At 70.7% G+C, this 24,102-nt stretch carries 23 protein-coding genes; 12 read left to right on the top strand and 11 right to left on the bottom strand.

The genetic code is table 11. The features are described from left to right. Position 1: 1 nt before the first annotated feature. Positions 2-1,204 (top strand): acyl-CoA dehydrogenase family protein, encoded by a 1,203-nt coding sequence (locus ADK65_RS13860; RefSeq protein WP_053670381.1) that lies wholly within the window; start codon positions 2-4, stop codon positions 1,202-1,204. Positions 1,205-1,301: 97 nt separating this feature from the next. On the opposite strand, the gene ADK65_RS13865 is transcribed toward ADK65_RS13860, so the two are convergent. Continuing rightward, complete coding sequence (locus ADK65_RS13865; RefSeq protein ID WP_053670382.1) at positions 1,302-1,577, bottom strand: hypothetical protein; 276 nt, start codon at positions 1,575-1,577, stop codon at positions 1,302-1,304. Continuing rightward, the gene (locus ADK65_RS13870; protein WP_053670383.1) at positions 1,574-2,437 is read right to left on the bottom strand and encodes a phytanoyl-CoA dioxygenase family protein; all 864 of its coding nucleotides are present in this window, start codon (positions 2,435-2,437) and stop codon (positions 1,574-1,576) included. Before ADK65_RS13870 ends, ADK65_RS13865 begins: the two co-directional genes overlap by 4 nt. A 70-nt stretch (positions 2,438-2,507) precedes the next feature. Here ADK65_RS13870 and ADK65_RS13875 point away from each other — a divergent pair, with 70 nt between their 5' ends. From ADK65_RS13875 to ADK65_RS13890, 4 genes are all read left to right on the top strand, one after another. After that, positions 2,508-3,293, top strand: coding sequence for an AraC family transcriptional regulator (locus ADK65_RS13875; protein WP_053670384.1), 786 nt, complete (start codon positions 2,508-2,510; stop codon positions 3,291-3,293). A 545-nt stretch (positions 3,294-3,838) separates the two neighbouring features. Next, positions 3,839-5,056 carry a cation:proton antiporter gene (locus tag ADK65_RS13880; protein ID WP_053670385.1) on the top strand — a complete coding sequence of 406 codons (1,218 nt, stop codon included), beginning with the start codon at positions 3,839-3,841 and terminating at the stop codon, positions 5,054-5,056. Between the two features lie 130 nt (positions 5,057-5,186). Continuing rightward, positions 5,187-5,630 carry a hypothetical protein gene (locus ADK65_RS13885; RefSeq protein WP_053670386.1) on the top strand — a complete coding sequence of 148 codons (444 nt, stop codon included), beginning with the start codon at positions 5,187-5,189 and terminating at the stop codon, positions 5,628-5,630. A gap of 262 nt (positions 5,631-5,892) precedes the next feature. After that, the gene (locus ADK65_RS13890; protein WP_053670387.1) at positions 5,893-6,447 is read left to right on the top strand and encodes a CGNR zinc finger domain-containing protein; all 555 of its coding nucleotides are present in this window, start codon (positions 5,893-5,895) and stop codon (positions 6,445-6,447) included. A 56-nt stretch (positions 6,448-6,503) separates the two neighbouring features. On the opposite strand, the gene ADK65_RS13895 is transcribed toward ADK65_RS13890, so the two are convergent. The 7 genes from ADK65_RS13895 to ADK65_RS13925 form a co-directional block, all read right to left on the bottom strand. Beyond that, positions 6,504-6,791 (bottom strand): DUF4190 domain-containing protein, encoded by a 288-nt coding sequence (locus ADK65_RS13895; RefSeq protein WP_053670388.1) that lies wholly within the window; start codon positions 6,789-6,791, stop codon positions 6,504-6,506. Positions 6,792-6,915: 124 nt separating this feature from the next. Beyond that, positions 6,916-7,512, bottom strand: coding sequence for a TetR/AcrR family transcriptional regulator (locus tag ADK65_RS13900; RefSeq protein ID WP_053670389.1), 597 nt, complete (start codon positions 7,510-7,512; stop codon positions 6,916-6,918). 19 nt (positions 7,513-7,531) lie between these two features. Then, positions 7,532-9,595 (bottom strand): discoidin domain-containing protein, encoded by a 2,064-nt coding sequence (locus ADK65_RS13905; RefSeq protein ID WP_053670390.1) that lies wholly within the window; start codon positions 9,593-9,595, stop codon positions 7,532-7,534. Between the two features lie 245 nt (positions 9,596-9,840). Beyond that, complete coding sequence (locus tag ADK65_RS13910; RefSeq protein ID WP_053670391.1) at positions 9,841-10,191, bottom strand: MerR family transcriptional regulator; 351 nt, start codon at positions 10,189-10,191, stop codon at positions 9,841-9,843. Between the two features lie 443 nt (positions 10,192-10,634). Further along, the gene (locus ADK65_RS13915) at positions 10,635-12,083 is read right to left on the bottom strand and encodes a DEAD/DEAH box helicase (protein ID WP_078955947.1); all 1,449 of its coding nucleotides are present in this window, start codon (positions 12,081-12,083) and stop codon (positions 10,635-10,637) included. Between the two features lie 185 nt (positions 12,084-12,268). After that, a complete protein-coding gene (locus ADK65_RS13920; protein ID WP_053670392.1) occupies positions 12,269-12,472 on the bottom strand; it encodes a cold-shock protein in 204 nt (67 codons plus the stop codon). 496 nt (positions 12,473-12,968) lie between these two features. Next, positions 12,969-13,694 (bottom strand): SDR family oxidoreductase, encoded by a 726-nt coding sequence (locus ADK65_RS13925; RefSeq protein ID WP_053670393.1) that lies wholly within the window; start codon positions 13,692-13,694, stop codon positions 12,969-12,971. A 103-nt stretch (positions 13,695-13,797) separates the two neighbouring features. Between ADK65_RS13925 and ADK65_RS13930 the strand changes: the two genes are divergently transcribed. Both ADK65_RS13930 and ADK65_RS13935 read left to right on the top strand, forming a co-directional pair. After that, positions 13,798-14,652: a LysR family transcriptional regulator gene (locus ADK65_RS13930; RefSeq protein WP_053670394.1), complete on the top strand. Its 855-nt coding sequence runs from the start codon at positions 13,798-13,800 to the stop codon at positions 14,650-14,652. Between the two features lie 270 nt (positions 14,653-14,922). Next, the gene (locus tag ADK65_RS13935) at positions 14,923-16,302 is read left to right on the top strand and encodes a phosphatase PAP2 family protein (RefSeq protein WP_199825623.1); all 1,380 of its coding nucleotides are present in this window, start codon (positions 14,923-14,925) and stop codon (positions 16,300-16,302) included. Between the two features lie 45 nt (positions 16,303-16,347). Here the strand turns inward: ADK65_RS13935 and ADK65_RS13940 are convergent, their stop codons facing one another. Continuing rightward, positions 16,348-18,411 carry an alpha-L-fucosidase gene (locus tag ADK65_RS13940; RefSeq protein ID WP_053670395.1) on the bottom strand — a complete coding sequence of 688 codons (2,064 nt, stop codon included), beginning with the start codon at positions 18,409-18,411 and terminating at the stop codon, positions 16,348-16,350. A 380-nt stretch (positions 18,412-18,791) separates the two neighbouring features. Between ADK65_RS13940 and ADK65_RS38545 the strand changes: the two genes are divergently transcribed. The 4 genes from ADK65_RS38545 to ADK65_RS13955 all read left to right on the top strand — a co-directional run bounded on the left by ADK65_RS38545 (position 18,792) and on the right by ADK65_RS13955 (position 21,959). Further along, positions 18,792-19,004 carry a hypothetical protein gene (locus tag ADK65_RS38545; RefSeq protein ID WP_159038779.1) on the top strand — a complete coding sequence of 71 codons (213 nt, stop codon included), beginning with the start codon at positions 18,792-18,794 and terminating at the stop codon, positions 19,002-19,004. A 177-nt stretch (positions 19,005-19,181) separates the two neighbouring features. Continuing rightward, the gene (locus tag ADK65_RS13945; protein ID WP_053670396.1) at positions 19,182-20,168 is read left to right on the top strand and encodes an aldo/keto reductase; all 987 of its coding nucleotides are present in this window, start codon (positions 19,182-19,184) and stop codon (positions 20,166-20,168) included. A 135-nt stretch (positions 20,169-20,303) separates the two neighbouring features. Beyond that, positions 20,304-20,558, top strand: coding sequence for a hypothetical protein (locus ADK65_RS13950; protein WP_053670397.1), 255 nt, complete (start codon positions 20,304-20,306; stop codon positions 20,556-20,558). A gap of 87 nt (positions 20,559-20,645) precedes the next feature. Further along, the gene (locus ADK65_RS13955; RefSeq protein WP_078955949.1) at positions 20,646-21,959 is read left to right on the top strand and encodes a heparan-alpha-glucosaminide N-acetyltransferase domain-containing protein; all 1,314 of its coding nucleotides are present in this window, start codon (positions 20,646-20,648) and stop codon (positions 21,957-21,959) included. A gap of 10 nt (positions 21,960-21,969) precedes the next feature. On the opposite strand, the gene ADK65_RS13960 is transcribed toward ADK65_RS13955, so the two are convergent. After that, on the bottom strand, positions 21,970-22,326 hold the full coding sequence (locus ADK65_RS13960) for a hypothetical protein (RefSeq protein WP_053670399.1): 357 nt from the start codon (positions 22,324-22,326) through the stop codon (positions 21,970-21,972). 272 nt (positions 22,327-22,598) lie between these two features. On the opposite strand from ADK65_RS13960, the gene ADK65_RS13965 reads away from it, so the two are divergent. Next, positions 22,599-23,867, top strand: coding sequence for a DUF418 domain-containing protein (locus ADK65_RS13965; protein ID WP_053670400.1), 1,269 nt, complete (start codon positions 22,599-22,601; stop codon positions 23,865-23,867). Positions 23,868-24,102: the final 235 nt, after the last annotated feature.

Genomic DNA, 24,102 nt, shown 5'->3' on the forward strand with positions numbered 1-24,102 from the left:
GATGACCACCACGCAAGAACCTCTCCAGGACCAGCTGGTCGCCGACTTCTACGACTACGAGGCGCTGCTGCCCGACGACGAGCGCAAGCTCCTCCTCAAGACCCGCGCCCTCATGCGCGACGAGGTCAAGCCGCTGGTGAACGAGAACTGGGGCAAGGACCAGTTCCCGACGGAGCTCATCGGCCTGTTCCGCGAGAGCGGCCTCGCCGGTCTCCCCTACGAGGGCTACGGCGAGCACCGTCCCGGCGTCAGCAACCTGCTCAGCGGCACGATGGCCATGGAGATGGCCCGCACCGACGCCTCGGTGTCCACCTTCTTCGGCGTCCACAACGGCCTGGCCATGTACTCCGTCTACTCCGGCGGCGACCAGGAGCAGCGCGACCGCTGGCTGCCGGCGATGGCCGCCATGGACAAGATCGGCGCGTTCGCGATGACCGAGCCGCTCGGCGGGTCCGACGTCGCGGGCGGCATGCGCACCACCGCCAAGCGCGAGGGCGACACCTGGGTCCTGAACGGCGCCAAGAAGTGGATCGGCAACGCCACCTTCGCCGACTACGTCGTGGTGTGGGCGCGCGACCTCGACGACAACCACGTCAAGGGCTTCGTCGTCGAGAAGGGCACGCCCGGCTTCGACCCCGTGAAGATCGAGGGCAAGATCGCCTTCCGGATCGTGGAGAACGCCGAGATCACCCTGACCGACGTCCGGGTGCCGGAGGCCAACCGGCTGCAGAACATCGACTCCTTCCGCGACGTCGCCGAGATCCTGCGCGCGACCCGTGCGGGAGTGGCCTGGCAGGCGCTGGGCGTCATGGTCGGCGCCTACGAACTCGCCCTGGACTACGCCCGGGAACGCAAGCAGTTCGGCCGCCCGATCGGCGGTTTCCAGCTGGTGCAGGACCTGCTGGTCAAGAGCCTGGGCAACATCACCGCCTCCTGGGGCATGATGACGCAGCTCGCCCGGCTGCAGGACGCGGGCATCTTCCGCGACGAACACTCCTCGCTGGCCAAGGCGTTCGTCACCTCCCGGATGCGCGAGGTCGTGGCCTGGAGCCGGGAGATCTTCGGCGGCAACGGCATCCTGCTGGAGCACGACATCGCCCGCTTCTTCGCCGACGCCGAGGCGATCTACTCCTTCGAGGGCACCCGCGAGATGAACACCCTGATCGTCGGCAAGTCGATCACGGGCCAGAGCGCCTTCGTCTGAGCACCCGCACACGAGGACGAACCGACCCCGGGTCTTCACCCGGGGTTTCGTCATGCCCGGCCCGGAAACCGCAGAAGCGCGCTCGGGGCGTCCGGGCTCACCGGCGCACGAGCTTCTCGAAGAAGAACTCGTGCTTGAGGAACGACGTCGCGTGTTCCGCGCCCGGATACGGCGGAACGAGCGGGGACGCCTGAAAGAGCCGCCAGCCGTCCTCCAGGGCGTCGACCCCCGACTTGTACGGGGGTTCGTCGCTGTCGCCGGTGGTCGGACGGGTCGTGCCCGTGCCGTCGTAGCGGGCCCAGCCGACGACCCGGGAATCGAGGGCCGAGTTGTCGAGGTAGAGGACGAGGACCTGCTGCCGGGTGGTGGTCATACGGTGCTCCTCTGTGCTGCGGGTGGTGCGGAGGGCGTGGCGGGCGGGGTGGACGCGCCGGGACGGTTGGCGATGCGGGTGGCCCAGTGCTCGATGTCGAAGCCTGGGTCGGCGGACAGGGAGCGCCACAGCAGGACCCGGTTGTGGATCTCCAGCCGGCCGGTGGCCTGCTCGTACCAGGGGAAGAAACGCCCCAGCTCCTCGCGCACCGCCGGCGAGTCCAGGTCCCGCGTGTCCCACAGCCGCACCTGCGGCACGGTCGGGTTGAAGCGGATCTTGTACATGTGGCGCACGGTGTCGCTGTCGTTGCGCCGCCCGCCGTGCCAGATGCCGTGGTGCATCAGGAGCACGGTCCCGGCCGGGCACGTCAGCCGGGTCTGGCCGAGCAGGTTCTGGTAGCGGCCGGTGTCGGACTCGTTGATGCGCCGCAGATGGCTGCCCGGGACGACGAGCGTGCCGCCCATGTCGGCGGTCACCTCCTGCGGGTAGTACATGAGTTGCACGTCGAACGCGTCGGGCCGCACGTCGATGAGGGCGTCGGCGTGCAGCGCCTGCGCACTGCCCTCCCGGGGCATGCGGGTGTGAACGTAGTGGTGGTCGACGTCCGGATCCGGCCCCACCAGGCTCCGCAACGCACCCGCCACCGCGGGCAGTCCGAGGAGCCGGCGGGTGAAGGAACCGTCGGGGAAGGCCGCCGGCACCGGAGTGCCGTAGGGCACGGCGGGCAGCGTCCCGGCGGCGAAGAGCCCGAGCGCCTCCTCGTTCATCTCGCGGGGCACGACGCCGTCGAGGCGCAGGAAACCGTGGGCCGTGAACCGCGCCACCTCGACGGAGCTCAACAGCTGTGTGGTGGTTGACATGACGCAACCGTAGAAGCGCGTGGCCCCGCAGTCGTGGGCTGTAATCGGCAACCACTGGTAATTTTCCACCATGGCGACCTTCGTGGAACTCCCCCTCGACCTGCCGCCCGACCTGGTGCACGCGGGCGTGGGCGTGCACGGCTCGGCCGGCCCGCACGAGGTCTTCCGCCTCCCGCACCTGTGGCAGCTCCACCTCTACGGCTACTCCGGCACCCTGGAGTTCGACGACGCCCGGCACCCGATCCGCCCCGGCCACCTCAGCCTCGTACCGCCCGGCACCGAGGTGCACTTCCACTACGACGCCCCGCGCTGCGAGCATCTGTACGCCCACTTCCGGCTGCCGGGCGACGGGGAGCGGCGGCGGCTGCCGGCGATGCAGGACGCCGGTGCGGAGGCGGCGGCGCTGAGCGCCTTGCTGCGCCAGACGATCTCGGCGAGTGCCCAGTCCCCGGTCCGGGCCTCGGCGGAACTGTGGACGGTGCTGTGGCGCACGACCGGCCTGGCCGAGGCGGCCGCATCGCCCTCCGATGCCCGGCACCCGGCGCTGCGGGCGGCCATGGCCCACATCGAGGAGCACCTGGCCGACCCGCTGAGCGTTCCCGCGATCGCCCGGGCCGCGGGGGTGTCGCACACGCACCTGACCCGGCTGTTTCGCGACGGCACCGGGCACACGGTCGTCGGCTGGGTGCGGCGCCGCCGTATGGAGCGCGCGCGTCACCTGCTCATCGCGTCGACGCTGGCGATCCCGGCCGTCGCGGCGACGGTCGGCATCCCCGACCTCCAGGCCTTCAACAAGACCTGCCGCAAGGAACTCGGCGCGTCGCCGCGGGCCGTGCGGCGGTCGGCCGGCACATGAGGGGCGACGGCCCGTCACCGGGATGCCGGCCGTCGCCTTCAGAACTGTCGCACGACGGAGGAAGGTTGACGTGCGCTAGGATTCTTTACCGAGCCATTACGCTCGGTTGAGCGTGGCCGCGCACAGTCGCTCGGCCGCTCGGTACGACGACACAGTGGCCGCCCGCTACCAGGGCCGGCGTGAGGGGGGCGTGACATGGGGCGAGTGGTGCCCGTCCGCGTCCACAACGCCGCCCGTGACGGCGTCCCTGATACCGGCCGCGCCGCATAGCGGTCCCCTCTCGCCCGACGTGTGACGCCGGCGCGTGATGCCTGCCCCGACGCCCGGCCTCGCGGCGTGACATGGCGTGTCACGCGTAGCCCGCCCGATGACGGCCGGAGCGCAGCGGACCGCCGGCGCCGCACACCGCGTGGCCCGGGCCCGTCGCCCGGCGCGCGAGGTCACGCCCCCTCTGCCACCCCCCCCCGCTCACCGAGCCGTACCCCCGGGCGCTCACGCCCCCTGGCACAGACGCCGCAGACCCGATCAACGGAGGTCAGACGCCCGTGCACGACACCACCGCCATGCTCATCGAACTCGGGGCGATCATCCTCGCCCTGGGGCTCCTGGGACGCCTCGCCGGACGGGTGGGCTTCTCGCCGATACCCCTGTACCTGCTGGCCGGGCTCGCCTTCGGCCAGGGCGGCATCCTGCCGCTGCGGGCCAGCGAGGAGTTCGTGGCCACCGGCGCCGAGATAGGCGTCATCCTCCTGCTGCTCCTGCTGGGCCTGGAGTACAGCGCCTCCGAACTCGTCACCACGCTGAAAACCCAGTACCCGTCCGGGGCCGTCGACTTCATCCTCAACGCCGTGCCCGGGGCCGCGATGGCGTTCCTGCTCGGCTGGGGGCCGGTGGCCGCCGTCGCCCTGGCCGGTGTCACCTGGATCTCCTCCTCCGGGGTCATCGCCAAGGTGCTGGGCGACCTGCGCCGCCTCGGCAACCGCGAGACACCGGTCGTCCTCGGCGTGCTGGTCCTGGAGGACCTGGCCATGGCGGTGTACCTGCCGATCCTCACCGCCCTGCTGGCCGGGGCGGGCCTCGCGGGCGGCGCGGTCACACTGCTGATCTCGCTGGGCACGGTCGGCGCCGTCCTCTATGTGGCGCTGCGGCACGGCCGCCTGGTCAGCCGCGCGGTGTCCTCGGACAGCGCCGAGATGCTGCTGCTGGCCGTCCTCGGGCTGACGCTCCTGGTCGCCGGTCTCGCCCAGCAGCTGCACGTCTCCGCCGCCGTCGGCGCGTTCCTGGTCGGCATCGCCCTGTCCGGCGAGGTCGCCGAGGGCGCCAGCAGCCTCCTCACCCCGCTGCGGGACCTGTTCGCCGCGGTGTTCTTCGTCTTCTTCGGGCTGCACACCGACCCCGCCGCCATTCCGCCCGTGCTGCTGCCCGCACTCGCCCTGGCCGTCGTCACCACCCTGACGAAGATCGCCACCGGCTGGTGGGCCGCCCGCCGCGCCGGGATCTCGCCCCGGGGCCGCTGGCGCGCGGGCGGCACGCTGGTCGCCCGCGGCGAGTTCTCCATCGTCATCGCCGGACTCGCCGTCGGCGCCGAACCCCGCGTCGGCCCCCTGGCCACCGCCTACGTCCTGATCCTGGTCGTCCTCGGCCCGCTCGCCGCCCGCTGGACCGAGCCCCTCGCCCGCCGCGTCGTCCGCCGCCCGGACCGGACGCCGGCCGCCGGGCCGGTCGCCGAGACGCCCAAGGCGACCGCTGCCGCCCGCCCTTGAGCGGGCAGTGGCTGTCCGGATCGGCTGTTCTCCGGAGGGCGACCGGCTGGCACGCTGACGAGCACCCCGGGGGCCGGCCGCGGCAACCAGGGGAGAATTCCGTCCAGGAGGACCGGAAGGAAACACTGGCATGATCGAGTGGAAGCCCCTGGCCACCGGAGCCAGGCCCGTGCCCCAGCCCGTGGCCACGCCGCTGGTCTGGGCGGGGGCCGGGGCGGGCGCACTGGCACTGGTGGCCCTTCTCAACACCGCGGTGGGGCCGGACCGGCCCGAACTGGCCCTGCTCGCGCTGTCCCTGCTGGCCGCCCTGCTGGGCCTGTGCGCACGCTTCACCGCCGCTCCCGGCACGGCCGTGATGTGCTGGCTGTTCCTCAACGGCTTCGCCATACCGCCCGCCGGCGTCCTCACCTGGGCCGGTCACCGCGACACCACCTGGCTGGCCTGCCTGTTCACCGCAGCCCTCATCGGCACGGGTCTGGCCCGACTCGTCCACGCCCGCGCCGCCTACCGCCGCCTGGTCCCCGGCCGTGCCCGCCCCGACTCCACGAGGGGCGACGGCCCGTACGAATACTGACCGCCATCACTTCTCTTTCGGTGTCACCCGTTACAGGGGTGATGGCGTAGTGGGGGTGTGCGCAGCGCCGCTACGACGCACTGGAGGAGCGGCTCGCCACCCCCTCGTGATCCCGGTCCCCGCCGTCACCCTCGACGTCGAGCGGGACCCGTTCACCGCCCCGGGCGGCGGCGCCTCGTAGCGCGACCGGTTCACCGGCCCCTACGAGCACCGACCGCCTCTGAGGCTTGCCGCACCATGGGTCACCGGTCAGAATGGTGACGTGAATCTGGACCATGTCTTCGTCTGCGGGAACCCGGCACTCGACTTCGCCGCCACGCTCCGGGCGCGCCGTTCGGCACCGTTCGAGATGTTCGTGACGCCGGACCGGCTGACCGCGTGGTACGTGGAGTCCGGCCTGGTCGACGCCGTCTCGCCCGGCCAGGAGGCGGACGTCGAGCGGGCGAGGGCCGTACGGGAAGCGGTCTACCGGCTGGTCACCGCCCGCCGGCTGGGGGAGGAGTACGACGGGGCGGCGCTGACCGTGGTGAACAACGCGGCCCGTACGCCGCCCGCCGTGCCCCAGCTCACCCCGTCGGGACGCTGGACGCAGGCGACGCCGGACGAGGCCCTCTCCATGGTGGCGCGGCACACCGTCGAGCTCCTGAGCGGCCCGGACGTGCCCCTGCTCAAGGAGTGCGGGAACCCGGAGTGCACACGGATCTACATCGACCGCTCGCGGGGCATGCGACGGCAGTGGTGCGGAATGGACTCCTGCGGCAACAAGATCAAGGCAGCCGCCTACCGCGCCCGCAAGAGGACCGGAACGGCCCCCTGACCCGGCGGACCGGCGCCGGCCGGTCCGCCGCACGCCCCACGTCGGTCGGACGGCCGTCAGCCGCCCACGTACCAGCTGAAGCCGCCGTTGCTGCTGGCCACGGCCAGGAGGACGAGCCACAGGACCACGTCGACGATGCCGAGGATGATGCCGGCCTTCGCCATCCCGGCACCGTTGCGGACCGACGCCTGACGGCGGGCGACCGCACCGAAGACGATGGCCAGCGGGCCGAGGACGATGTTCAGGAAGAACAGGCCGATGATGCCGCAGCACAGGCTCGCGATCGCCAGGCCGTTGGCGCGCGAACCGGAGGACGCGGCAGAGGAACCGCCATAACTCGCCATGGAAAACTCCCAGTTGTCGATGGCGCGGACCGAACGGGCCGCACTCTCCTCACTGTTTCGACTTGTTTTGTTCGAATGCCCCTCAGTGGCGTTCCCATGACAACCAATTCGGAGGAGTGTGCCGTCAGTTCTCCCGCACCAGCCCGGCGACGTGCGCGGTGACCGTGTCGAGGCTGCCCGCCCAGGCCGGGTCGTCGCCCAGAACCAGGTAGTTGAGCGTCAGTCCGTCGGTCATGGCGGCCAGGTAGCGGGCCAGGACCGGCACGGGCACGTGCAGGCGCAGCCCCATGGACTGCCGCAGCTGGTCGATGAGTTCGGTGTACGCCTCGGCGTACAGCTCGTACTGACGGCGTGCCAGGTGTTCGAAACCGGGCTGGCGCAGCGCGTACTGCGTGAGCTCGTAGGTGAGCATGTGCTCGTCGGGGTGGGCGCGCACATGGTCGAAGTACGCCTGGAAACCGGCCCGGACGGTCTCCTCCAGGGTGGCCCTGGGTCGTATGGCCTCCTTCACCACGCTCACGTAGTGCCCGGTGATGGTGGTGATGACCGACTCGATCAGCTGCTGCTTGGAGTCGAAGCAGTAGTGGAAGACGCTCAGCGAGACGCCCGCCTCGGCGGCGATGGACCGGGTCGTCGTCCTGGGGACGCCGTCCCGGGCCATCGCCCTGATCGCCGCTTCGGTGAGCTGTCGCCGCCGCTCGGCGGACGGCAACCGTGCCATGGAGCCCCTCTCGTGGCGGTCAGCCGCTGTGGACGCCGACCTCACGGAGCGAGTAGCCCCAGCCGGTTCCGCGCTCCAGACCGTGGACGCGGACGTAGCGGGCGGGGGTGCCGGCGAACCGCGCGGTGTCCAGACCGCCGTCACCGGCGGTGGTGGACCAGGCGGTCCGCCAGGTCGTGCCGTCGGTCGACAGCTCGATCCGGTACGACTTCCCGTACGCGCGCTCCCAGTCGAGGGTGACCCGCCCGACGGTCCGCGCGGAGCCGAGGTCGACCTGGAACCACTGGTCGTCGCTCCAGTCGCTGGCCCACCGGGTGCCGCGGTCGCCGTCGACGGCCCGGTGGGGCTTGTAGCTGGTGAACAGGCTCCACTCCGAGGAACTGGCCGAAGTGTCGGCGCCGGCCGCGAGGTTGACCGCGGATTCGTGCTTCTCGGAGGCGGCCCAGGTGCCGAGGTAGGACTCGGCGCCCCGGAACAGGTCGTCGACGGTGTCCTGGCCGCCGACCCGGCGGATGTCCTCGATCCAGTCCGGGACGAGTCCGTAGTGGGCGGCGCCGTCGGTGTTCAGGTCCCAGGTGCGCTCACCGGTGGTCTGCCGGTCGATGACCGAACCGCCGTCGACGCTTCGGAACGGGTAGGTGACCTTGTTCGGCGCGTCCGCCCCGCGCGGTCCCGGCCAGCCGCCGACGCCGTTCATGTCGGTGCCGTAGCCGTAGCCCACGCCGTACTTGTCGCGCAGGGCCTCGGTGCGCTTCGCCTCCGCGACGAAGCCCTCGGAGCCGTGCATGTACTGGGCGATGAAGCCGCCCAGGCCGTAGACCCGCTCGGTCCAGTCCATGTCCATCCAGCTGTGCGAGGAGAGCACGCCGGGGTAGGACTCGGACTCGAAGATGTCGAGCACCCGGCCGGTGGCCTTGACGCTCATGTGGTCGATCTCCAGCATCATGCCGCGCTTCATCATGGCGCGCACGGCGTACTCGCCGAGGTCGGTGAGCCCACGCACGTTGCACTGCGCGTCGGCGCTGTACGAGGGGACCTCCTCGCCCGCCGGGAGCTTCTTCTCGGCCTCGGGCGCCGCCGCGTTGCCGATCGGGTTGTCGTGCTGCGGGCCCTTGCACGTCTCCGTCTTCCAGTACGTGCCGGTCGACAGGAACTGCCCGACGTTGATGGCCGTCCCGAGCGCGCCCGAGTCGAACCGCACCCCGCACAGGGCGTTGTCGAACTTGTGGCACAGGAACATGCTGCGCACGCCGAGCGCGTGGAGTTCGTCGAGCCCCTTGTCGATGTCGGCCCTGCTGCACTGCGCGATGTCCAGGACCTGCTTGCAGCCGAACGGCTCGGAGGTCTCCACGCCCATGACGACCGCGAGTTTGCCCTGCTCGATGACCTTGCGGGCCTGCGCGCTGTCGGTGACGACCCGGAACCAGCCCTTGCCGGGCCCGCCGTACATCTTGTCGACGAAGGCCTGCATGTCGTACGTCAGCTTCGCCTGCAGCCGGATGGACGTCATCTCGTCGCAGGGGCGGTCCTTGAAGAAGTACACCGAGCAGATCACGCCGTTGGTGACGAGGTCGTTGACCAGCACCCGCTGCCCGCCGCGCCAGGCCCGCTCGACCCAGGCGTAGTAGTTCTGCTGGTGGGTCAGCGAGTCGTGCCGCGGCCAGTCCTTGAAGGTGGGCCAGCCGTTCGGGTCGTGCTTGCCGTCGCCGCCGTTGGTGATGAAGTCGAAGATCGCGAGCGAGCCGTCGGGGTAGTGCTCGGGGCAGTCCTTGAGCGCGTCGGCCACGCCCTGCTCCGAGAAGGCCTTTCCACAGATCAGGCGGCCGCCGAAGGCCTCGTTGGCGAAGATGTGGTCGTGGGCGTCGACGAACCCGCGCACCTCGCCCCTGGCGTTCGTGCCGGTGAAGGGCTCGCCCGTGACGCCGATGCGGGAGTCCGGGGCGGGCCGTGCGGTCGGCTCCCACCAGTCGTTTCCGGCGGCCGCACTCGGGGTGGGCCCGAGCGCGATCGACAGCACGAGCAGCAGGAGCGACACCACGGTGACGTTCTCGCGCCTGTGGTACGGGCGTCCGGAACCGGTCACAGCCCACGTCCCTCGGTCGGCGGATCAGCGAGACCCTCTTGTCATGACCTCGCAAAGCGTGCGACGAGAATCGCCACTCCCGCTTGACGAGTCAAGGGTCCGGGACGGTTGACCTGATGAGGGGCGTGTCCGGTTGGCCCAGGGGCGGGGCCGGGACGTGGTGCGGAGGCAACAACAAACCCCAGGTCGCCGACCTGGGGCTGCACGATGCCGGGCGGGCGACGGGCCCGCCTGCTGTCACGTGGTCAGCTCGAACCGGAATCGGAACCGCTGGAGGCTTCCTTCGCTGCACGGCGGTACTCGGCGTTGATGCGCTGAGCCTCCTCGAGCTGGTCCTCGAGGATGACGATGCGGCAGGCGGCCTCGATCGGGGTTCCCCTGTCGACGAGCTCGCGTGCGCGCGCGGCGATCCGCAGCTGGTAGCGGGAGTACCGGCGGTGCCCGCCCTCCGAGCGCAGCGGCGTGATCAGACGTGCTTCGCCGATGGCCCGCAGGAAGCCGGGGGTGGTGCCGAGCATCTCGGCGGCCCGGCCCATGGTGTAGGCCGGGTAGTCGTCGTCGTCCAGACGATCACTGAGCGGGGTATCTGCTGGCATGTCACCTCGTAGTACAACGCGTCGAGGGGCCCTGGCGCCGTACGGCACCAGGGCCCCGAAGGAAATTCAACACCATCTGTCGGCCCTCATGCGGTGCCGACCTTCTGTTTCCGCTACCCGGCCCGGCTGCGGGAGGGGTGCGGGGATCGCGGCTGCGTGACCGGGGACCACCATCCAATCCGGGGTCTTGCGGTACCCGGACCGAGAGCTCCTCGGCCGGGCGATCCTGATGGCGTCTGCTCCTCCGTCCTTCCTCGGATTTTGTCTGACCATGTCTACGAGAAGAAGGCTAGCTCCGGTGAGCGCCAATGTCTACTCTGACAAAGACAGATTTTGGAATCTGCCGGGAGCAGGCATCTTGTGGCGTCCGGTCGCGTGGCGACACGGCAGTGAGGGCCCTGCCGACGCGCGTCGGCAGGGCCCTCACTGGTCTGTGTGCCGGTCTACGCGGCCGATCCGGAGCCTGTCCGCCGCTGTGCCCTGGGTCGCGCCGCCTCGCCGGCGGGGCGGCGACCCCGGCGGCCCCGGGACGAAGCGGACGCGCCGCGCGGGCGTTCCGCGCGCGGCGCGGGGATGACGACCGGTACGCCGGAAGGGGCCTGGGCGCCCGTGATGCGGCTCAGCTCCGCCTCGCCGGAACGCACCTGGGCGACCTGGGGGGTGATGCCCGCCGATGTCATCAGCCGGCTCATACCGCGACGCTGGCCCGGCGTGACCAGGGTGACGACGGTGCCGGACTCGCCGGCACGGGCCGTACGGCCGCCGCGGTGAAGGTAGTCCTTGTGGTCACTGGGCGGGTCCACGTTGACGACCAGGTCGAGGTTGTCGACGTGGATCCCGCGCGCCGCGACGTTCGTGGCCACCAGTACCGTCACGTCCCCGCTCTTGAACTGGCCGAGGGTCCGTGTCCGCTGGGGCTGGGACTTGCCGCCGTGCAGGGCCGCCGCACGGACCCCGCTGCTCAGCAGGTGCCGGGTCAGCCGGTCCACGGCGTGCTTGGTGTCGAGAAACATGATCACTCGGCCGTCCCGCGCCGCGATCTCGGTGGTCGTCCGGTGCTTGTCCGCGTCGTGCACGTGGAGCACGTGGTGCTCCATGGTGGTGACGGCGCCGGCGGAGGGGTCGACGGAGTGCACCACCGGGTCGTGCAGGTACGTGCGGACCAGCCGGTCGACGTTGCGGTCCAGGGTGGCCGAGAACAGCATCCGCTGTCCGCCCGGGCGTACCTGGTCGAGCAGGGCGGTGACCTGCGGCATGAAGCCCATGTCGGCCATCTGGTCGGCCTCGTCGAGGACCGTGATGTCGACGTGGTCCAGACGGCAGTCGCCCCGGTCGATGAGGTCCTTGAGGCGTCCGGGCGTGGCGACGACGACCTCGGCTCCGCCGCGCAGCGCACTGGCCTGCCTGCCGATGGACATGCCGCCGACGACGGTGGCGAGCCGCAGGCTCACGGAGCGGGCGTACGGGGTGAGCGCGTCGGTGACCTGCTGGGCCAGCTCGCGGGTGGGCACGAGGACCAGGGCGAGCGGCTGGCGCGGCTCGGCACGCCGCCCCGCCGTCCGGGCCAGTGCGGCGAGGCCGAAGGCCAGGGTCTTGCCCGAGCCGGTCCGGCCACGGCCGAGGACGTCACGGCCGGCCAGCGAGTTCGGCAGGGTCGCCGCCTGGATCGGGAACGGCGCGGTCACGCCCTCCCGGCCGAGCGTGGCCAACAGTCTTGCGGGCAGGGCGAGATCGGCGAACGCCTCGACGGCGGGCAGCGGGGGTGTGACCGTCTTCGGCGGGGCGAACTCGCCCTGGGGAGCGCGGCGGCTTCCGTGGCTCCGGGAGCGGCGGTCGGCACCGTCACCCCGCGCGTGACGGTCACGGGTACGGGATGTGTGGGCACGCTTCATGCGAGACCTTCCTTGACGGGGCGCGTAGCAAGGAAATCCGCAGCAGAGGAGCGGCGCAGAGAATCTCGAGACGAGCCGGAGTGGATGCGGCCGGGTCGGTCGGACCGGCGGCGAAAAGCAGCGAGCTGGGGCCCGCACCCCTTCAGGTGCGGGCCCCAGCTGCGAGATGTGCGCGAGCGCCGGTGTCAGGCGGGCACGATGTTCTCGGCCGTCGGGCCCTTCTGGCCCTGCGCGATGTCGAACGACACCTTCTGGCCTTCCAGCAGCTCGCGGAAGCCCTGGGTGGCGATGTTCGAGTAGTGGGCGAAGACGTCGGGGCCGCCGCCGTCCTGCTCGATGAAGCCGAAGCCCTTTTCAGAGTTGAACCACTTCACGGTGCCGGTAGCCATTTGTTTCTCCTTCGGAGGCGGTTTCAGGAATTAACCTTCTGGTAATTCCGTGTCGCCGTGCTGATTACCCCGTAGGAAATGAACCTTCTGGCAACCACACCTGCAACTGAGATCGACAGTAGCACGGCGGTTCCGTCCCGTGCCCGTTCGATAATTCCGGTCCGGCGGGCGATCGAGGAATATTCGGTGGGCCCCGCTCCTATTTCTCATTTTGAGGGCGCAGATATTGCCCTCCAGGGGGACGGGCCTTCCTGCCGCACCTTTGCGCACCCGTCCTGTGACCTCCTCCGATGGGAGATGCGTCGCTGTCAGGCCCGTCGGTGGGCACCGTGCCGGTGAACGCGCCGGGACGCCGCCCGGCGACAAAGGTCACATCCCCAGGTCCCGCTGAGCAGGCCGTGGGGGAGCAGATCATCGTCACCGTCGGTGACGACGACTCCGACCCGGTCCACCTGAAGGTGCCTTCAGCTGATGGAACCCGCCGCTCCCCCCGGGGTCACCACGGCACCTCGCCCTCGTCGTCGAAGAAGCCACCGGTCGGGCCGTCGTCGGGCAGGGTCGCGAGCCGGATCGCGATCGCCGCGCCCTGCTCCGGGGTGCGGACGCCGCGGAACCCGTTGAGGTCGGTCGCGCAGTAGCCGGGGCAGGCGGCGTTGACGAGGATGTTCGTGTCCTGGAGCTCCTTGGCGTACTGCACGGTGACGGCGTTGAGGAAGGTCTTGGACGGTGAGTAGGCGACGGCGATCGGGCCCGTTTCGCTGCCGGGCGTGGTCTGCCGGGTCAGTGAGCCCACCCCGCTGGACATGTTCACGATCCGCGGCGAGGGCGAGCGGCGCAGCAACGGCAGCATCGCGTTGGTGACGCGGATGACGCCGATCACGTTGGTCTCCACGACCGTCCGCACCGTCGCCGGATCGACCGAGGTGGGCAGTTGCGGCGCCGCGCCGGTGATCCCGGCGTTGTTGACCAGCACGTCGAGACGTCCCGAGCTGCCCTCGACCAGCCGGACGGCATCGGTCACGCTCGCGTCGTCGGTCACGTCGAGCGGCACGCCGAACGCGTCGGCGCCGGCCGCCAGCAGCTTCGCCACGGCGGTCTCGCGCCGCTCCTCGTCCCGGGCGCCCACCCCGACCCTCCAGCCGAGGGCGCCCAGACCGGCCGCGATCTCGTATCCGATTCCCTTGTTCGCGCCGGTCACCAGCGCGATCGTCTGTTCGCTCATGCCGTCGATCCTGTCCGGGCCCGGTCGCCGACGGCCAACACCGATCGGGTGGGCGGCGATACCGCACCGGTATCGACCCAGCTCGGGGCAGTACCATCACGCCGTGGAGACAAGGGAGTTGCGGTACTTCGTGGCCGTGGCCGAGGAGCTGCACTTCGGGAGGGCCGCGCGGCGGCTCGGGATCGCGCAGCCTCCGCTGTCGCGGGCCATCGGGCAGCTCGAACGGCGCCTGCAGGCAGTACTGCTGGAACGCAGCAGCCGCGCGGTGACCCTGACGGAGGCCGGGGCGGTGCTCCTGCGGGAGGCCCGCGCGGCGCTCGAGGCCGTCGAGGCCGCCGAACGCCGCACCCGCCGGGCCGCGCTCGCCCCCACCGGCCGGGCAGGCGTGGTCCTCGCCACGAAGGCCGGCGCGTCTGGCGATCTGCTGGCGAAACTCCTCGACGCCTACGCCGCCGAGCCCGACGCGGTCACCGTCGATCTGCTCCTGTGCGGAGTGGGCGAGCAGGGGCCGATGCTGCGGGACGGCCGGGCCGACGTGGCGCTGCTGCACCTGCCGTTCGACACGACGTCCGGCCTCGACACCGAGGAACTCTGCACGGAGGGCCAGGTCGTGCTGCTCCCGGCCGGACACCCCCTCACCGACCGGCCCCATCTGCGCACGGCCGACGTCACCGGCCTTCCCGACCTGCCGATGCCGCGCTGGCCCGGCCCCGACGGGACCTACCCGGACGGCCCCGGCCCGCAGGCCCGCGACCACACACAGCTGCTCCAGCTGATCGCGCTCGGCCGCGCCTGCTGGATCGCACCGGAGTCCTGCCGGACGCACCTGCGTGAGGGCCTGGCCGCGGTGCCGGTACGGGACGCGCCCACGGTCACGACCCTGATCGCCTGGCCGCCCCACAGCCGGTCCCGGGGGGTCGCGGGACTGGTCCGGGCCGCGGTGCGGGTGAGCGCGTGAGGGGGACGGCGCCGGGCCGGCCTCACCGGACGGCAGCGCGTGGGGCCCAACGGCCGGCGGAGCGGCCGGGCTCGTGAGGAGCGGGGCGGAGCCACGCCGGCTGATGTGTCCGGTCTGCGGCAGAGCGGCCGATCCGCCGGACTCCGACTCCGTTAGCATGTTCGAACTCGCGGTGGTCCCTCCATCGCTCTCCATCAACCCAGCCATTCGGATGAATCGGCCAAAAGATTGATAGCCAGGGCATCGCGGGTGTTTTCGCGGATAAGCGGCATGACGTCGTGGGGTGCGTGGCGCCATCGGCGCGCGGTGCTGTGGGGTGCGGCGGCCGTGGTGGCCCTCGCGTTCCTCGTCGCGCTGGAGATCGCCGCCCGCCGCTACGGCGAACCGGGCCCGGTCAGCACCCAGGTGAAGGCGCTGGTCTTCGCCCCCAAGCCGGGGCCGCTGTACGGCGGTCTGGCGCTGATGATGGTGGTGCTCACCTGGCGGCAACGGTTCATCGCGGCCGGCACAGCGCTCGGCATCGACGCCGTCCTGCTGGTGGTGCGCCGGGCGGCCGGCGCCGAGACGGTCGAGGGCCACTCCGTGGGCACGGGTGCGTTGTGGGTGATGCTGGGCTTCGCGGTGGTCGCCGTCACGCGCCGCACCGGCGGTGAACGCGTCCTGCTGCTGAAGGGCGTCGGACTGGGCCTGCTGCTGGTGGCGGCCCGCAAGACGGGCGACACCTGGCTGTTCATCACGGCGAAGACCCGCCCTACGGTGCTCGACCAGTACGTGGCGACGGCCGATCACGCGCTGGGCAACCCGTCCTGGGCGGCGGGCCGTCTCGTCGAGGCCACGGCGCCGTTCAGTACCCACCTTCTCCAACTGGTCTACGGCCAGCTCGCGGTGGCCGCCGTCGTCGTCGCCCTCTACCAGCTGCGCGACGTGACGACCGAGCGCCGCTTCCCGAGCCACCACGTGGTGCGCACCTTCCTGGTGATCGGCCTCCTCGGGCCGGGCATCTACATGCTCTTCCCGGTGGTCGGACCGGTCTTCGCCTACGGCCCGGGCGCCTCCGGCACCGGCGGCGTCGAGTGGGCGGCGGCCGACCTGTGGCCGCACACGGCGCTGCCGGTCAGCACTCCGGCCCCGATGACATACGACGGCATCACGCCCCGCAACTGCATGCCCAGCCTGCACACGGCATGGGCCGTCGCGATCTTCGTCCACACCCGCCGGGCGCCGCGGCTGCTGCGGTTCGCGGGCACGTTCTGGCTGGTCGTCACGCTCGCCGCGACGCTGGGATTCGGCTACCACTACGGCGTGGACCTGGTCGCCGGCGTGGTGTTCGCCCTGACCATCGAGGCGGCCCTGCGCGCACAGCAGCGCGGCTGGGACCGGCCGGGCATCCGGCTGGTCGCCTACGGCACAGCGGTCTTCGCCGCCCTCCTGGTGTCCTACCGCTACCTGCCCATGGAGATGGCCACCCTTCCCGAGGTGGCCGGGCCTCTCCTCGTCCTGGCGATGACCTCGGTGATCTACGGCTACGTCCGGGTCACCCGCGGGAGGGCGACCCGGACGCTCGTCTCCGTTCCGGGCCCCGCCGTGTCACCGGACGCCCAGGGGACCCCGGAAGCGGACAGTGCACCGAGGGACGCCGTCGCGGGGTGACCCCGGCGGGGTCGCGCCGTCGGCCGCCGGGCCGGGGCGGGCCGGTCAGGAGACGGGCTGGAAGGTCCACAGCAGGTTGGTGCTGTTCACCCAGGTCCACTGCTTGGTCACGGATCCGGAGGGGACCTGTCCGCCGCCGTCCAGGACGAGCCCGGTGGTGCGGTTGGCGAGGGAGTACTGGCCGTTGCCGCGGTCCGTGATCTGCCACTGCTGGTTGTCGCCGCTGTTCCAGGCCGCCTGCCGGGCGGGAGAGCCGTCGCCGGTCGAGCCCCAGCCGTCGGCGACCATGCCGTTGGTGCGGTTGACCAGCCGGTAGTAGCCGTTGCCGAGGTCGACGGCCTGCCACTGGAGGTTGGTGCTGTCGACCGGCGTCCACTGCTTGAGGTTCGAGCCACTGGCGACGTTGCCGCCGCTGTCCAGGGCCAGCCCGTTCGTGACGTTGATCAGCCGGAAGTACGTGGCCGGATCGAACGTGACCTTCAGCGAGACGATGGCGTCGTTGTTGCCGGTCGCTCGAAGGTCGGGATTGTCGGAGGTGAACGTCCACACCGTGCCGCTGAAGTCGTCCCCGGAGTAGCCCGTCACCCGGTACCCCCGGGGCACCCTCAGCGAGGAGATGGTCGCGCGCCCCACCCCCGCCGCCGACAGCTGGGAGGAGGTGTAGCCGCCCAGCTTCAGTTCGGCGCTCGCCGAGGAGTACCCCACGTCCTGGAACACCGTCACCCGGGCTCCGCCGGCCGCCTGGGGGACGCCGCTGACCTCGACGCACACCACCGAGTCACTGCCGTCCGGGGCGGTGGCCGGGACGGTGACGCTGATCCGGCCGCCGCCGACGGTGTAAGCGAGGGAAGCGGAGGGGTTGTTCATCAGGTAGACACGGTTGATCGTGTTGGTGAGCGCGGGGATCTGGAGCACACCGCCCGTGGGCCAGGAGAAGACGTGGGCGAACAGCTTGCCGTCCTTCTTGGTGGCCGTGCCCCAGGAGGGGTCGGTGGCGAAGGGACTCGCCGTGGCTCCGTGCACGCTGTCGCCGTACGTCGCCATCCACGAGCCCATGCCGCGCAGAACGGTCACGGATCCGGCGGTGACCGAACCATCGCCCTTCGGCCCGATGTTCAGCAGGAAGTTGCCGTCCCGCGAGACGCAGGTGACGAGCTCCTGGACGAAGTCCTTGACGGGCCGGTAGGAGTTCTCCAGACCCGCGTTGTATCCCCAGGCGCCGTTCATGGTGTCGCACCGCTCCCACGGGCGGTCCAGCGGCGCGGCGGGCACACCGAACTCCGCGACGGCGTAGTCGCCCAGACCGAGGTCCCGTTTGACCCGTTCGTTGACGACGAGCCCGGGCTTGCGGGCGATCAGCCAGTTGTAGAGGTCGACGCCGTCCGACTTGAGCCACCAGTCCTGGAGGGTGGGGCTCGCGGGGTCGCCGAACCAGTCGCCGTCGAACCACAGGAGCGCCGGGTCGTAGCGGTCCAGCAGCTCCTGCAGTTGGGCCTTCATGTCCGCGATGTAACCCGTGCGGGCGGCCATCGAGGCCATGGCGGTGAGACCGCCGCCCCGGATGGTCTGGGAAGGGTGGTTCCAGTCCAGGATCGAGTAGTAGAGCCCGAACTTGACGCCCCGCGCCTCGCATTCGGTCTTGAGCGCAGCCAGCAGATCGCCCTGGACACCGGCGTAGTCGTGCATGTTGTAGCGCTTGGTGCCGGTGGTGTCGGTGAACCCGGGGACGTCGGTGTCCCACATGGCGAAGCCCTCATGATGCTTGGCGGTGATCACCAGGTACTTCATGCCGGCGTCCGCGGCCAGTCGGGCGATGGCCGCCGCGTCGAACGCGGTCGGATCGAAGTGCGCGGACACCTGGGTCTGGTAGTCGGCCTTCTTCCAGCTCTCGGTGCTGAACGCCCATTCGCCGTGGCCGAGGTAGGAGTACGACCCGAAGTGGATGAACATCCCGAACCGGGCCTGGTACCACCAGTCCATCTTGGAGGGGACGGAGTAGGCCTCGGCGGTGGCAGGCCATAGCGCCTGCGGCAGCCCGAAGGCCACGACGCCTCCGGCGAGGGCCGCGGCCTTGATCAGGGAACGTCTGCTCAGGGGTGCGGAGGACATGGTGCGGCTCCTGGGTCCTGGGTCGCCAGTTCGGTTACATCGGATGAATTTATAGATGCTGCGCAACTGTGGCGTCCAGGGGTGGGACATCAACTCGTCAATATGCCTGTTTCATGGGCTGTATGGTCAAGATCGCCCCGTCGTCTTCTTGCTGGGTCTCCAAAAAAGCTCGGATCTATCGTGGAGCCTACGTCGGGGTTCGCCTGCGCAGTACGGTGCCGACGAGCAGGGGGCCGACACTGGCCGTGCCCCGGCCCGCGATCACGACCGCCGGGGTCGTGCGCTCAGGAACCGCTCGATGGCAGGGCTTTGTTGACGGTGTCTCAGTCATGTATTCAGAACGACTGAATGGTTTCACCTCTCCGGTTAACCTGAGCTGCATGTTCGATGTGAGACGGCTTCAGGTCCCGCCTGCGGTGGTCACCGCTGTCGTCGTACGCCCGGTCCGGGGCCCGGAACCGTTCCGGGTGATCTCGGCCGCCGTACGGGAGACGGCACTCGAACAGCCCGCTCTGTGCGGTCTGCCGGAGACGCTGTGGTCCGTTGTCCGTGCCGTGGTCCCTCCCGACGGCCCGGGACGGACCGACTCCTGAACGAAGCCCTGGGGGGAACCGCCACACCGGCTCGCTCCGCCAGGGCGTGCACACCGGCGGCCACTTCCTCGCCACCCCACACCGGTACCGCCGTTCCGGAGCCGCTCGCGGATCCGGCGGTCCGTGCCGCGCCCTCCGTCGCCGGGCCGGCCACCTCCCACCACTGAAAGGTCCACCATGAAGTACCGCGTCATCGGCAGCACACCCGGCACCCGTCGTGAGGTCAGCGTCCTGAGCCTCGGCACCATGACCTTCGGCACCACCGTCGACGAGGCAACCTCGTTCGCGATCCTCGACCGGTTCGCCGAGGCGGGCGGCACGTTCGTCGACACCTCGAACAACTACGCGTTCTGGGTGAACGGCACACAGGGCGGCGAGAGCGAGCAGCTCGTCGGCCGCTGGCTGCGCAGCCGCGGGATCGGCGACGAGATCACCATCGCCACCAAGCTCGGTGCCCGCCCCAACCAGCCCACCGAGACCTTCAGCCTGGACGTGGAAGGCCTGTCCGCCAAGGTGATACGCGAGTCGGCGGAGCGCAGCAGGGAGAACCTCGGCATCGAGAGGATCCACCTGCTCTACGCGCACATCATGGACGAGCGGACCCCGCTGGAGGAGACCGTCCAGGGCTTCGCGGAGGTGGTCGCGGACGGAGTGACCGGCCTGCTCGGCGCGAGCAACCACTGGTCGTGGCGGATCGAGCGCGCCCGCGCCCTGGCCGCCGCATCCGGTGTTCCCGGCTACGAGGTGCTCCAGCACCACCACAGCTACCTGCGCCAGCGCACCGACATCCCGAGCATGCGTTCCCCCGACGGCAACCAGGGCCTGGTCAGCGGTGAGCTCCTCAGCTACCTCCGCGCCAACCCGTCGCTCACCCAGGTCGCGTACTCCCCTCTGATCGCCGGCGCGTACGTCCGCGACGACAAGCCGCTCGGCCCCGGTTTCGACCACGCGGGCACCCGGCCCAGGCTGACGGCGATCCGCGAGGTGGCCGCCGAGACCGGCGCGACCGTCAACCAGGTCGTGCTGTCCTGGCTCATGGGCGGCGACATCCCCGTTCTCCCGCTGGTCGGCGCCTCGTCCGTGGCACAGCTGGAGGAGAGCCTGGGCGCGGTGGACCTCGACCTGACCCCGGAACAGCGGGCCAAGCTGGACAGCGTCCACTGAGCCGCCTGCCCGCCCCGAAGACCCGTCACCCCGTCTCCCACGGCAGTTCCGCGGGAGACGGGGTGGATCGCCACGCATACGGCAGACGGGTGCAGGAAGGGTCGACTCGTCATTCCGAACCGTAGGGGAGAACGTGTGGCGGAACTGCCGGAGAGTGTGGATCGCGACATTCTGGAGGGGCGCACCATCCTCGCCGTGAAGACGATCCGTGAGGTACGAGGATGCTCGCTCCGCGAAGCGGTTGATCTCTACCATCAGCGCTACGGAGAACTTCATGCCGAGCCGGACCCGGCCGAGCGGTCGCCGTCCCGGGAGACTCCACGGCCCCGCGTGCTGCGGCTCGAGCCGGACGGCTCTCTGGCCGTGTTCGAGGAACCGCATGACGGCTGACGCGCCAATGGCATCACATTGAGTTGACGCTCTCGCCATGGCGAGGCACTCGGCGAGCGTGGCCGGATCAACACATAGCGTGCTCGCATGACCTCATCAATTCACGCGGAACCAAGAATTCGGCCCGCGGTTCCGCCGTCGATTCCGCTGAAGAGCGGTCGTCTCGACGGGGTGGATCTGGCGCGGGCACTTGCTGTTCTGGGAATGTTCGTTTCGCACATCGGTCCGGCCCTGATCCTGTCCGGACACGGGCGGAAAGCGGGTTTCCCTGCCGAATTCATGGGGGCTGTCAGCGACGGGCACGCCTCGATCCTGTTCGCCACGCTCGCCGGGGTGTCACTGGCCCTGCTGACCGGAGGCAGCCGGCCGCACGACGGTGTGGCACGGCGACGGGACCGGGCCCTGATCGCCGTGCGCGCCGCGATCCTTTTCGTCCTCGGTATGGCACTGGCTCAGTTCAGCACCGAGGTCGTCGTCATCCTGCCGTTCTACGCCCTCTGTTTCCTGCTGGCGCTGCCGCTCCTCCGCCTGCCGCCCGGCTTCCTCGCGGTACTCGCCGCCGCCTGGGCGGTGGCCGGGCCGGTCATGTCGTTCTTCATCCGGCGCGAGGTGGAAGGGGACGTCGGCACCATCGGGGGCACGCTGAAGTTCAGTGATCTCACCTCGTGGCCGGAGGCTCGATCGGGGCTCCTCCGTCTCCTGCTGGAAGGCACCTATCCGGTCATGACCTGGATGCCGCTCGTGCTCGCCGGGGTCGCCGTCGGACGTCTCGACCTCCGATCGGCGGCGATCCGCCTCCGGCTGCTCGCCGCGGGTGCCGCTCTCGCCGTCGTCGGAAGCGGCGGCTCCTGGCTGGCGCTGCACGTCTTCGGAGGCCTCCAGGCCATACAGCCGACGCTGGACTTCATGCGTCCGGTGGCCGCTGGACTCGGCAGGGACCCGCTGGAACTGATGGAGAGGTCGCACCTCGGAACCGTCCCCACCGACACTCCGGCGAGGCTGCTGCTCGACGGCCCGCACAGCGGAACCCCGTTCGAGATCGTCGGCTCGGGCGGCTGTGCCCTGGCGGTACTCGCGCTCTGCCTGCTCGCCGGCGACCGCCACCGCACGCTGCTCGCGCCGCTCACGGCTGTCGGGGCGCTGTCCCTGACCACGTACACGGCCCAGGTGGTGACGCTGCGGTTCCTGCCGTCCGCACAGGCCCTGGCCGCGCACCCCTGGGTGCCGCTGCTCGGCTTCGTCCTCGCTGCCGTGGTGTTCTGCGGTCTGTGGCGCCGCTTCCTCGGCCGCGGTCCGCTCGAGCGTCTGATGCACTGGACCTCCACGCGGGCGTCCGCCGCCCTTGCCGGCCCCGGTGCCGCGCGGCGCGCGACTTCATCGCGGTCATCCTCACTGCGGTGAGGGTGCGCCCTCAGGTGCCGGTACGGCTGTCGGCTTCGGCCTGGGCGATGGCTTCGGCTTCGCTCTCGGCCAGTGCGAGCGCCACACCAAACGCCTCGGCGATGTGACCTGCTGCCGACATCACGCGTGCTGTCCCCACGACGGGGGCGATGGCGACGAGCAGGTCTTGCAGTTGCTCGACTGTGAACTCGGCCTTGATCGCGGGAGGGATGTGCGCCATGTAGGAAATCGCCGGTGCGTCCATGGCCACGAGTGCGGCGATGCGGGAGAGGAGGAGCGTCCGGTCCTCCATGTGACAGCGCTCGAGGGAATCGATCGTCATGGCGGTGATCGTGTCGAGTACAGGAGTCTCAGATGCAGTGGCCATGGTGGGACCGCCTTCTGGTGGTGTAGGGAGTTGAACCGTCAACCGCTCGACGCGGCGATCCCCCCTGCCTGCCCGGCGGTTGCCACTCAAGCGTAGACACCCCCAGCTGGGCTCGCGCGTCGAACCGGCACCCGAACCGGGTGAGGCCGCCGGCCCCTGCGCGGCGCAATGCCGACCCCCGCCGATCGGAGGGGGCAGTCGGCCGACCGGCGGGACATCTTCCGAAGCCCGGCGGATGGTCGACCGCCCCCCGCCTCGGCAGGGTTGTCCCGGTGACCGAGATCGAAAGCGCCGACAAGGCGCCTCCCCGGCCCCTGCCCTCACCCGAGTCCGGCACGGCGACGCAGCGCCCCGCGCCGATGGCGCGGCTGGTCGGGGTGGACCTCGCCCGTGCACTGGCCGTGTTCGGGATGTTCACCGTGCACGTCGGCCCCGCACCCACGCCGGGCGGCGGCGTCGGCGACTGGTTCCTGGGCCTGGCGAGCGGCCGGGCGTCGGCGCTGTTCGCCACCCTCGCCGGGTTCTCGTTGATGCTGATCGCCGGTCGCCTCGAGCCGAAAACCGGACTGGCAGGCCGGCAGGCGAGGGCCCGGATCGTGATCCGGGCCGTGATCCTGCTGGTGGTGGGCAGCGCGCTGGCGATGACCAACTTCGGCGGCGCCGGGATCCTCAACTTCTACGCGCCGTACTTCCTGCTGGCCCTGCCCCTGTTGCGGCTGCGGGCCAGGACGCTCGCGATCACCGCGGTCGCGCTCGCGGTCGTCACGCCGCAGCTGGCGTACGTCATCCGGGCACTGCTCACCGAGTCGATCGTGAACACCATCGACTTCTGGGATCCGATCGCGCGACTCTCCGGCGTGGGCGTGCTCGACCTTCTCCTCACCGGCCTCTACCCGGCGATCACCTGGATGACATTCGTGGTCACCGGCATGGCGTTGGGCCGACTGGATCTGACCTCCGGCGCGGTACGGCGGCGGCTGGCCGTGGTCGGTCCCGCGCTCATCGCGTTCGGATACGGCGTCTCGTGGCTGGCGCTCCGCTTGACCGGCGGCGCTGAGAAGATCATGGCCGGGATGCCCGCCATGAAGGACCCCGGTGCCATGAAGGACCCCGGCATGGCGGCGGGATCCTTCGACGCGCCGGTCGGGGGTGGGCTGTGGGGCCCCGACGCGTGGGGGCTACTGGCAGCCGAGCCGCACACCGGTTCCACGTTCGACCTCGTCGGCAGCATCGGGATCGCCATCACCACGCTCCTGTGCCTGACGGTGGCGCTGGACCGACTGCCCTGGCTGCGCCGAGCGGCAACTCCGATCATCGCCGTCGGCACCATGTCCCTGACCCTCTACGTCGGCCACATCCTGGTCATCCTCGCCCTGCCCGGCGAAGCGGCAACCCCGCCGCAGTCGGCCTCCGCCGCGCTGCTGCTCTGCTTCATCCTCGGGGCCACCGCGTTCGCTGCGATCTGGTCCCGCTTCTTCCGACGCGGACCGCTGGAGTACCTGCTCAACAGCGCCACCCGACTGGCGAATCGCGTCCGCTGAGTTGCGGGCGGGCACCCCGGGAACGCCATTCCGCCTCAACACCGACCCAGGGACCTTCACCATGGCCGCCGTCCCCACCGCCCGGAGCGCCGCGCAAGAGGCTGCGCGCGGCCCGCCGCCTCTGACCGCGCTCCGCCCGGTCGGGGATCCGGCGGCGGTATGCCGGAGCCGGGCGCAAGGGCCGGTGCCGGCCGCCGGGCCTCGTCCGATGTACCGTCTGCCTGCGCTCATACCG

The sequence above is a fragment of the Streptomyces sp. NRRL B-1140 genome, assembly GCF_001280065.1.
GTDB lineage: Bacteria > Actinomycetota > Actinomycetes > Streptomycetales > Streptomycetaceae > Streptomyces.